Here is an 11495-nt window from a genome sequence, read left to right as displayed (position 1 = left end):
TACTAATTGTTGATTAGTATTGTATAAACTGAATAGTTTCATGATTTAAGTTTATGCAAAAAAGGTGGATTCTATTGAATCCACCTTTTCCCATTTATTCGGCTAGTTGCTTTTGCAACAGCCCCTTCATAAATAATTATGCTAAACAGAAATTTCACTCTTTATTTCTAAAGCATCTTTATTAAATTCTATAATTGGGTTTATATAATTTTCTATAAATTCTATAACTTGACTTGGCGCTCTACCTACAAAGTTAACTGGATTAATTATATTTTTTATTTCTTCTTCACTTAACATAAAACTATTATCTTTTATAATTCTTTCAATTAAATCATTATCTAAACCTTCACCTTTTACTCTTTGTGCAGCTGCCATTGAATGAATTCTAATTCTTTCATGGAGCTCTTGTCTATCTCCACCTCTTTTAACTGATTCCATCATTATATTTTCTGTGGCCATAAAAGGTAACTCATTATTTACATGCGCTGTTATTACTTTTTCATATACAACCATATTTTCTGCAATGTTTATATATAAATTTAAAACTCCATCCAAAGCTAAGAAAGCTTCTGCTACAGCAATTCTTTTATTTGCTGAATCATCTAAAGTTCTTTCAAACCATTGAGTTGCAGCTGTTATTGCTGGATTTAGTGAATTAACTATTACATATCTTGCTAAGGATCCCATTCTTTCACTTCTCATAGGATTTCTTTTATAAGCCATAGCAGATGATCCTATTTGATTTTTTTCAAATGGTTCTTCAATTTCTTTCATACTTTGTAATAATCTTAAGTCATTACTAAATTTATAAGCACTTTGAGCAACTTCTGATAATCTATTTAATACTATAGAGTCTAATTTTCTAGGATATGTTTGACCAGTAACACCATAGCTTTTATCAAAGCCCATTTTTTTTGCTACTATATTATCTAATTCTTTAACCTTCTCTTCATCGTTATTGAATAAAGTCATAAAACTTGCTTGAGTACCTGTAGTTCCTTTTACTCCTCTTAATTTTAATGTTGATAGTAAAAAATCTATATTCTCTATGTCTAACACTAAATCTTGCATCCAAAGAGTTGCTCTTTTTCCTACAGTAGTTAATTGAGCAGGCTGAAAATGTGTAAATCCAAGGGTTGGCATATCTTTATATTTCATGGCAAAATTTGATAAATGATTTAATACTGTTACTATCTTCTTCTTAATCAATAGTAAAGCATCTCTCATAATAATTATGTCTGTATTATCACCTACATAACAACTAGTCGCTCCTAAATGTATTATTCCTTTTGCACTAGGGCATTGTAATCCATATGCATATACATGGCTCATAACATCATGTCTAACTTCTTTTTCTCTTTTTATTGCTTCATCATAATTAATATTATATATATTAGATTTTAGCTCATCTATTTGATCTTCAGTTATATTTAAACCTAATTCTTTTTCTCCTTCTGCTAATGCAACCCATAATTTTCTCCATGTTGAAAATTTCATATCTTCTGAGAATATAAAACTCATTTCTTTTGATGCATATCTTGAATTTAATGGTGAATCATATAAATCTCTCATCCTTAGATAACCTCCGAATAATTTTTTATTTTTTTACTTTATAATTCGTATTATAACATAACATAATTATTTTTTCAGTATTTTTAAAATAATTTTCAGCTATATTTTTATTATTTATTAATTCAGTTATATTCTTGTTATTTATTAATATATATATACTGTATTAATTCATAAGGAGGATAAATTATGTGTAAAATAAATCTCGTTGACAAAATATCTTTTATATTAGTATTAATTGGAGCAATAAATTGGGGCTTTATAGGCTTATTAAGTATAAACCTAGTTACTTTCCTTGTTGGTGGGTCAGTTTTATTACAAAGAATAGTTTATATCTTAGTATTTGCTGGAGCTATAGACTTGATTGTTTTAATATTTAAATGTAAATCTCTAAATTTATTTAGTTAACTACATACTATCATAAATATTAAGTTAAATAAAAAGTGGATATATATTATTACTTATTCTAACATTTCTTAAAGATTAACTAACTCTTATATATGTTCACTTAGAACTAAAGTAATAAAAGTTAAAATAGATATATTTTTAGTATAATAGTACTAAAAGCTTTATATAATATAATTTTAAGATTTTAACCTTTACTATAAATAAAAAAAGTGCCTATTGGCACTTTTTTTATTAGTCTTCTAAGCTAGCTATTAAGTTAGAAATTTCTTCTACTGCTAAAGCTTCGTCATCTCCACTTGCTAAAACAGTTATAGCAGCTCCTTTAGTTACTCCTAAAGAAAGAACTCCTATTAAACTCTTAACGTTTGCTTTCTTTCCGTTAAATTCTATGCTTACATCTGATTTGAAAGATGAAGCTTTCTTCACTAATAAAGTTGCTGGTCTAGCATGTAAACCAGTTCCGTTGTTTACTACAACCTCTTTAGATACCATTAAACACACCTCTTTACATTAAATTTCAAATAGTTATCTATTTAACTATTACATTATATATGTAAATCAAAAAAAATTCAAGGCTTATGACACCTATTTTCCTTAATATGAAAAAGAACTACTATTATGTAGTCCTTTTCTTTATCTCCCCTAAAATAAATTCTCTCCCCAAATTAAATTCCAGAACTTACTATCTTGGTTGAACGATTAGTTTTATTGCTGTTCTCTCTTCACCATCTATTTCAATATCAGTGAATGCTGGAACACAAACAATATCTTTTCCGCTAGGGGCAACGAAGCCTCTTGCTATAGCAATTGCTTTTACGGCTTGATTTATAGCACCTGCTCCTACTGCTTGGATTTCTACTATATTTTTTTCTTTAATTATGGCAGCTAATGCACCTGCCACTGAATTTGGATTTGATTTTGTTGAAACTTTTAATACTTCCACTTTGTCTTTACCTCCTAGATAAAAATCGTTTACAATATATTGCAGAGTTTTTACTCTTGCAATATATATATTCTATAAGTTATTAAAAAATCCTCCTTTATTTTGAAAATTTTTTAATCTTTTTTTTCAAATTTCAACATAAAAAATAAAGTACACTTTGCATTGCAAAATGTACTTTATATTATTTAGCATAATCTACTGCTCTTGTTTCTCTTATAACATTAATTTTAATTTGACCTGGATATTCTAATTGTTCTTCTATACTTTTAGCTAAGTTTCTAGCTAATTCTACAGATCCAGCGTCATCTAACTGATCTGGTTTAACCATAATTCTAATCTCTCTACCAGCTTGAATTGCATATGATTTTTCTACACCTTCGTAAGAATTTGCAATTTCTTCAAGTTTCTCTAAACGCTTAATATAAGCTTCTAGAGTTTCTCTTCTAGCACCTGGTCTTGCTGCTGATATTGCATCAGCTGCTTGAACTAAAACGGCTTCTAGTGTTAACATTTCAACATCTCCATGATGCGCAGCTATAGCATTTGCTACAACTTGTGATTCTCCATATTTTTTAGCAAGATCTCCACCTATTACAGCATGACGACCTTCTTCTTCTTGTGTTGCTACTTTACCTATGTCATGTAATAAACCTGCTCTTTTAGCTAGATTTACATCTAAGCCTAATTCTGCAGCCATAACACCAGCTAAATATGAAACTTCAATAGAATGCTTTAACACATTTTGTCCATAACTAGTTCTATACTTTAGTCTACCAAGTAATTTGATTATTTCAGGATGAACACCATGAACACCAGTTTCTAGTGTTGCTTGTTCTCCTTCTTCTTTAATATCATTTTCTACATCTTTGGTAGCTCTTTCTACCATTTCCTCGATTCTAGCTGGATGAATTCTACCATCTACAATTAACTTTTCCAAAGCTATTTTAGCAATTTCTCTTCTAACTGGGTCGAAACTTGATAAAATAACTGCTTCTGGAGTATCATCTATTATTAAATCTACTCCTGTTAATGTTTCAAGAGTTCTGATATTTCTACCTTCTCTACCTATAATCCTACCCTTCATTTCATCATTAGGAAGGGCAACAACATGTACTGTTGATTCTGATACATGATCTGCTGCGCATCTTTGAATAGCAGTTGTTATAATTTCTCTAGCTTTTTTATCTGCTTCTTCCTTTGCTCTAGCTTCTATATCTTTGATCATTATAGCAGTTTCATGAGTTATTTCTCTTCTAACTTCTTCTAAAAGGATTTCTCTAGCTTCATCACTAGATAAAGTTGCTATTCTTTCAAGCTCCTCTCTTCTCTTAGAGTACAGTTCCTGTACATTTGCTTCCATTTCATCGATTTCTTGTAATCTTTTATTTAGAGCTTCTTCTTTCTTTTCTAAAAGATCACTTTTTTTGTCTAGGGATTCTTCTCTTTGAATTATTCTTCTTTCAAGTCTTTGAATTTCATTTCTTCTTTCTCTTGAATCCCTATCTAGATCATTTCTTAGTCTATGAACCTCTTCCTTTGCTTCTAAAATTGATTCCTTCTTAGTAGCTTCAGCTTCTCTTTTAGCATTTTCCAAAAGAGTTTCTGCTTCTTTTTCTAAGCCTTCTATCTTACTTTTAGAAGCTCTTTGTATAGCTTTATAAAGTAAAAAAACGAATACGATTAATACTATAATATCAACTATTATCCAAGTAAGAATATTATCCATAACAACACCTCCTCCATTCATATAAACTTATGTTTAACAGAAAATGTAGTAGGTATCATACTTAATCTAACTGATATTTGAAATATGATAAAACCAGTATTTGTTATTATTTTATCTTAAAATTAAAATTATGTCAAGTTTAGTTGTATAATTCACAAAGTAAATTTAATTGTTTACATCCTTATTGTTACGTAAATTTAAGTTGCTTTATCTTACTATTAAACAAGAAAGTCGATAATAATAATATAAAAATATTATTATTATCGACTTATATTATTAACATATTTAGCTAATTATATTCTAGTTACTACAAATTTTATTTTTCTTCCACATTATTATCTATAGCAACTTCCTTCATAAGAGGTAATTCATACTTCTCTCTTATTCTATTTTCTATTTCTAGAGCAATTTCTGGATTTTCCTTTAAGTATTGTTTTGCATTTTCTCTACCTTGACCTAATCTTACATCTCCATAAGAGAACCATGCTCCACTCTTTTGAACCATTCCTTCTTTAACACCTACATCAACTATATTACCAGTTCTTGATATACCTTCATTATACATTATATCAAATTCAGCTTGTTTAAATGGAGGTGCTACCTTATTTTTAATTACCTTAACTCTTGTTCTGTTTCCTACAACATTTTCACCTTGCTTTATTGAATCTATTCTTCTAACATCAAGTCTTACTGAAGAATAGAATTTTAACGCTCTTCCTCCTGTTGTAGTTTCAGGATTTCCAAACATAACACCAACTTTTTCTCTTAATTGGTTTATAAATATAGCTATACAGCCTGTTTTTTGTATAGTTCCTGTTAGTTTTCTTAAAGCTTGTGACATAAGTCTTGCTTGAAGTCCAACGTGAGAATCTCCCATTTCACCTTCTATTTCAGCTCTTGGTACTAATGCAGCAACTGAGTCAACTACTATAACATCTATTGCTCCAGAACGAACTAAAGCCTCAGCGATTTCAAGACCTTGTTCTCCTGTATCTGGTTGAGAAACTATAAGATTTTCTGTATCAACACCTAATCTTCTAGCATAACTTGGATCTAAAGCATGTTCTGCATCTATAAATGCAACTGCTCCTCCTAGCTTTTGTGCTTCAGCAGCAACATGTAATGCTACTGTTGTTTTACCTGAACTTTCCGGTCCATATATTTCTATAATTCTTCCTTTAGGTAATCCCCCTACACCTAAAGCTATATCTAAGTCAAGACACCCAGTTGAAATAGTCTCAATGTTTAATGCGCTATTTTCTCCTAGCTTCATTATGGATCCTTTACCAAATTGCTTTTCAATTTGACCCATTGCATTTTCTATAGCTTTTAACTTATCCATATCTATATTTCCCATATAGCACCTTCCTCTCTAAAACGAACATCTGTTCTATAAATAAATTATATATTATATGTTAACTATAGTCAACATATAATATATAATTTCATACTAATATCTTGCATATTAAAAGTTCCAACTTTGGAAGATGGAACTTTTATTTTTAATTATATCCTATTTATTTTATAATAAACTATTTATTAGTATTTATTATTTTTTTATTTTTACTAAAATAGTCAATTCCAGATACTATTGTCATCACAACAGCTAGTAATAATAAAAACTTTGGACCATATGTAATAATATTTCTAAATATATCACTTTCAACAACCAATGTTGTTAAATATTTTGAAGATCCTACATTAACTTGAATTAATAAAGCTATTATAGCTGTTATTTGAGTAACAGTTTTCACTTTTCCCCAAGTGCTTGCTGCAATTACTTTTCCTTCAGCAGCTGCAATTGTTCTAAGTCCTGAAACTGCAAATTCTCTTGCTATTATAACCACAGTTGCCCATGCTGGTATAAGCTGAAGCTCAACTAATGATATTAATGCAGCTGTAACTAAAAGCTTATCTGCAAGAGGATCCATAAATTTTCCAAAATTAGTTATTTGATTTCTACTCCTTGCAATATATCCATCCAATTGATCTGTTAAAGATGCAATTATAAATATAAACGTAGCTATGAAAGTACCATATGGAATATTTTTTACAGCAATAAATATTAAAAATAAAGGTACTAAAAATATTCTTAGCATTGTTAGCTTATTTGCTAAATTCATCGTATATCTCTCCTACTAAATCATACTCTAATGCTTCCTTAATTTTGACTTTTACAATATCACCTTTTTCAAGCTTTTGAGTTGTATTAACCAAAATATTTCCATCAATTTCAGGTGCCATTTCTGAACTTCTTCCAATGAAATATTTACCTTTTCTTCCTTCTATAATAGTATCATAAACTTTTGATATTTTCAATTTGTTTAATTCTTCTACTACATTTTTTTGAACCATCATTAGTTTTTCTTGTCTTTCTTCCTTTATTTCCTCTTCAATTTGATTTTCCATATTAGCTGCTGGAGTTCCTTCTTCTTTTGAGTATTTGAAAACACCAACGTTATCAAGTTTATAGTCCTTTAGAAAGTCACATAACTCATTAAAATCTTCTTCTGTTTCTCCAGGGAACCCAACTATAAGAGATGTTCTAAGAGCTATTTCTGGAATTCTTTTTCTTAATTTATCAATTATATTAGTTATTGTTTCTTTATTTGTTCTTCTTGCCATACGCTTCAAAATATTATTGCTTATATGTTGTATTGGTAAATCTAAATATTTTACAATCTTTGGATTTGTCGCCATTTCTTCAATTAACTCTTCTGTTATTTCTTCTGGATAACAATAAAGTAACCTTATCCATTCAACTCCATTAACATTAGAAATTTCACTAACTAATTCATGAAGTTTATTTTCTTTATATATATCCATTCCATAGTATGTTAAATCTTGAGCTATTAATATGATTTCCTTAACTCCATTTTTTACAAGAAGATTTACTTCTTCTAATATTGCTTCTTTGGATCTACTTCTAAATTTTCCCCTTATTTTAGGTATTATGCAATAAGTACAGTAATTATCACAGCCTTCTGCAATTCTAACATATGCAGTATATTTATCAGTAGTTAAAAGTCTTATTCCTTCATTTATATTTTCATCGCTATAATTTGTTGCAAGTAGCTTTCTTTCCCCTTTTATAAAATCTAAGATAAGCTTATGTAACTTCATATAGTCGTTAACACCCATAAGTATGTCAATTTCAGGCATAAGTTCTAATAATTCTTCACCATACCTTTGAGTTAAACATCCTGTGGCTATAAGCATCTTACATTTATATTTATTCTTGTATTCAGCCATTTCTAGTATTGTATCTATAGATTCTTGCTTTGCACTTTCTATAAATCCACACGTATTAACGATTATTATTTCAGCTTCCTTAGGATCATTAGTTATTTCATAAAATTTATTTATTGTTCCAAGTATAAGTTCAGAGTCAACTCTATTCTTATCACATCCTAAACTTACCATCCCAACTTTATATTTTTCCAAAGCTACTTCCTCCTATGTTCTATAAATTATTGCTCATTTGGCCTAAATATTATTTTAATGTAGAAAAATAATATTTACAAGTTTTTTTAATCTTCCATATTTAATTCTTCTTTTGAAACTAAAACTTGTCTTGGCCTGCTTCCATCTTTCTCTGATATAATACCACGCTCTTCAAGTTCATCCATTATTCTTGAAGCTCTATTAAACCCTATTCTAAGCTTTCTTTGAAGGAATGATGTAGATGCTTGATTGTATTCTATAACAACTTTTATTGCTTCATCTAAAAGTTCATCACCACTCTCATTATCTCCAAAATTACCTGTATCTTTTGCTCCATTTTCTATATGTTCAATTATAGATTCTTCATAATCTACATTTGATTCTTCATCTTTTATAAAGCTAACAACCTTTTCTACTTCTTCTTCGGATATAAATGCTCCTTGAACTCTAATAGGTTTATTTTCCCCTATTGGACAATATAACATATCTCCTCTTCCAAGTAATTTTTCAGCACCTGTTGAATCTAATATAGTCCTAGAATCTATACCAGAAGAAACAGCAAACGAAATTCTAGATGGTATATTAGCTTTAATTACACCTGTAATTACATCTACAGAAGGTCTTTGAGTTGCAATTATTAAATGCATTCCTGCTGCTCTAGCCATTTGTGCTAATCTACATATATAATCTTCTACATCATTAGGGCAAGCCATCATTAAATCAGCAAGCTCATCTACTATCATAACTATATATGGTAGCTTTTCTTCAATTATTCCCTTTTCATAAAGAGCATTATAGCTTTCTATATTTCTTACTGATGAATCTGCAAATAATTTATATCTCTTATTCATTTCATTAACTGCCCAGTTTAGTGCAGCTGCTGCCTTTTTAGGATCTGTAACTACTGGGATTAAAAGATGTGGTATTCCATTATATACACTAAGTTCTACTACTTTTGGATCAACCATTAATAATTTAACTTCATTTGGACTATATTTATATAACAAACTGACTATAAGCGTATTAATACATACTGATTTACCAGATCCAGTTGCCCCTGCAATTAACATATGAGGCATTGTAGATAAATCTCCTACTACGCATTTACCTGCTATATCTTTTCCTAATGCAAAAGCCAATTTTTTATCTGATGTCCTAAATTCATTAGAGTCTAAAACTTCTCTTAGAAATACTGCTGTTTGCTTATTATTTGGAACCTCTATGCCTATTGCTGCTTTTCCTGGTATAGGAGCTTCCATTCTTACACCACTAGCTGCAAGTCCTAAAGCTATGTCATCTTGTAGATTTACTATTTTTGAAACTTTTACCCCAGGACTTGGTTGAATTTCAAATCTAGTTACTGAAGGTCCTTTAGTTACTTGAACTACCTTTGCATCTACTCCAAAATCATTAAGAATCCCCTCTAGCTTACCTGCATTTTCTATCAACTCTTTCTTATCCTCACTTTTAAGCTTCATCTTACTATTTATATTTAAAAGCTCTACAGATGGATGATTATAAATTTTCTCTTCCTTCTTTTCATCTGTTAAACTTTCTTCTATTTCTTTACTTACCACATCCTTAACTGTGTTATCTAATTTTTCTTTTTTCTTAATCTTTTCTTCTTTAACTGCTTTATTTACTGTATCATCTTGCTTTTCTTCATCAAAGACTTCTATATTAAAAGGATTATTTTTTTTATTTTCTTTTAACTCTTCAACTGAACTTTCAAGTGCTCCTTCATCTAAAGAAGAATTCTTCATAAAATCAAGAATTTTTATTTTATTATTTATTCCATTTATAAACTCTTCTCTTTCTCTTTCTTTCACCTTAGGAACAGCATCTATTAATGGAGTTTTTTCTTTTTCCATTTCTTTTTCTACATTAACTTTAGTCTTTATTTCCTTTCTTTTTGGTTTTATCTTTTGACTTTCCTCTTTAAAGAACATGATTATATCATATAAAGTTATATCAAATATTAATATTGTTCCTATTGCCCAAAATGCAACATATAATATATATGACCCTATATAACCTATAAGTTTCCCTAATGGATAAGAAATTAAATGTCCTACAAGTCCTCCATGTACTCCAGAAACCCTAACTACTTCTTGCCAAGTTTCATAAAATCCTTCTTTTGGTTGCAATACATGAATACTACCAGTTGCACAACCTAATGTTATTGATGCTATAATTAGGGTAATACCAAAAAACCTTCTTGTTACTTTAATGCTTCCCTTCGAAACTATACTATGATACCCAAAATAAATTAAATATAATGGAAGTACAAAAGCACTTACTCCTATTAGTTTATATATTACTTGCCTTGATAAAATAGATAATGCTCCTGCCCAAGTTGTGTAAATTGCTATAGCTAATAAAATACCTATTGCTATATAAACTATTCCTTTAATATCTCCATTTTCTTTTACATCCTTTTTTTTATTTGTGTCCTTTTTGCTATTAGTATTTTTTGCTTTGACTCTAGACACACAATCACCTCGCAATTTCCCCACTTATTGTAAGTTAATTATTTACATAATATTATTATAAACTTTAATGAAAAAAAAGCAATTTAAATAACTGTCTATTATTTAAACTGCTTAAATTAATATAATATATTCTAAAGTAAATTTCCTTTTTCATAAATTTATATAATTATTCCTTAACTTATTTTTGATTTTCTTTTTCTTCAATTAGCTCCTTCAATTTACTTAAAGCGTCTTTAATTCCACCCTCTTCATCTATTAAGCCACATTCTACTGCTTGCTTTCCAATTAAAATAGTTCCCATATCATTTAATAGCTCATCTGATTTTAGCATCATTTGTTTTAATTCATCTTTATTTATTTTAGATGTTCTTACAATAAAATTATCTATGCGCTCTTGCATCTTTTGAAAGTAATTAAATGTTTGAGCTACACCTATAACAAATCCATTCATTCTTATAGGATGAACTATCATTGTAGCTGATGGTGTTATAAAAGAATAACTTGATGAAGTTGCAAGTGGTACCCCAATTGAATGTCCACCACCTATAACTATTGAAACTGTAGGCTTTGATAGGGAATTTATCATTTCCGCAATTGCTAACCCAGCTTCTACATCTCCACCAACTGTATTTAGTATTATTAATACTCCTTTTACATTATCGTTTCGTTCCATAGATATAAGTTGAGGAATCACATGTTCATACTTTGTTGACTTTGATTGTGCTGGTAAAACTTGATGTCCTTCTATTTGCCCTATTATAGGTAGTATTTGAATACTTTCGTCTTGTGCAACACCATTATCAGTTCCAAATTCTTTTATTTCTTCTCTTTTTTCCTTAGCTTCTTTTAGCTTTTCTTCTTCATTCTCTATATCCTTATTTTCATCTTTTGATGAGTTAAAAAAATTATTCAT

The 11495-nt window shown here is 29.2% G+C and carries 10 protein-coding genes; 1 reads left to right on the top strand and 9 read right to left on the bottom strand.

Going from position 1 to position 11495, the window contains the following annotated elements; all coding sequences use genetic code 11:
- Positions 1-141 precede the first annotated feature (141 nt).
- Positions 142-1572: an adenylosuccinate lyase gene (purB, locus tag NSA50_RS10960; RefSeq protein ID WP_257445079.1), complete on the bottom strand. Its 1431-nt coding sequence runs from the start codon at positions 1570-1572 to the stop codon at positions 142-144.
- A 186-nt stretch (positions 1573-1758) separates the two neighbouring features.
- Between purB and NSA50_RS10955 the strand changes: the two genes are divergently transcribed.
- A complete protein-coding gene (locus NSA50_RS10955) occupies positions 1759-1977 on the top strand; it encodes a DUF378 domain-containing protein (protein WP_195263587.1) in 219 nt (72 codons plus the stop codon).
- Positions 1978-2208: 231 nt separating this feature from the next.
- Here NSA50_RS10955 and NSA50_RS10950 read toward each other — a convergent pair whose 3' ends face one another.
- The 8 genes from NSA50_RS10950 to NSA50_RS10915 form a co-directional block, all read right to left on the bottom strand.
- Entirely contained in the window at positions 2209-2469 is a 261-nt protein-coding gene (locus NSA50_RS10950; RefSeq protein WP_008678438.1) for an HPr family phosphocarrier protein, read from the bottom strand.
- 190 nt (positions 2470-2659) lie between these two features.
- A complete protein-coding gene (locus tag NSA50_RS10945) occupies positions 2660-2920 on the bottom strand; it encodes a stage V sporulation protein S (RefSeq protein ID WP_016206312.1) in 261 nt (86 codons plus the stop codon).
- Positions 2921-3101: 181 nt separating this feature from the next.
- A complete protein-coding gene (gene rny / locus NSA50_RS10940; RefSeq protein ID WP_306813933.1) occupies positions 3102-4646 on the bottom strand; it encodes a ribonuclease Y in 1545 nt (514 codons plus the stop codon).
- 316 nt (positions 4647-4962) lie between these two features.
- Positions 4963-6003, bottom strand: a complete 1041-nt coding sequence (recA, locus tag NSA50_RS10935; protein WP_195263588.1) for a recombinase RecA — start codon at positions 6001-6003, stop codon at positions 4963-4965.
- Between the two features lie 175 nt (positions 6004-6178).
- Entirely contained in the window at positions 6179-6769 is a 591-nt protein-coding gene (gene pgsA, locus NSA50_RS10930) for a CDP-diacylglycerol--glycerol-3-phosphate 3-phosphatidyltransferase (protein WP_195263589.1), read from the bottom strand.
- Entirely contained in the window at positions 6753-8090 is a 1338-nt protein-coding gene (gene rimO / locus NSA50_RS10925; protein ID WP_195428271.1) for a 30S ribosomal protein S12 methylthiotransferase RimO, read from the bottom strand. The genes pgsA and rimO overlap by 17 nt, the downstream gene beginning before the upstream one ends.
- Before the next feature lie 86 nt (positions 8091-8176).
- Positions 8177-10582 (bottom strand): FtsK/SpoIIIE family DNA translocase, encoded by a 2406-nt coding sequence (locus NSA50_RS10920; protein ID WP_257445072.1) that lies wholly within the window; start codon positions 10580-10582, stop codon positions 8177-8179.
- A gap of 178 nt (positions 10583-10760) precedes the next feature.
- On the bottom strand, positions 10761-11495 hold the full coding sequence (locus NSA50_RS10915; protein ID WP_195263592.1) for a ClpP family protease: 735 nt from the start codon (positions 11493-11495) through the stop codon (positions 10761-10763).

This window comes from Clostridium mucosae (genome assembly GCF_024622765.1).
Classification (GTDB): domain Bacteria; phylum Bacillota; class Clostridia; order Clostridiales; family Clostridiaceae; genus Clostridium.
This window is presented reverse-complemented; position numbering and strand designations above follow the sequence as displayed.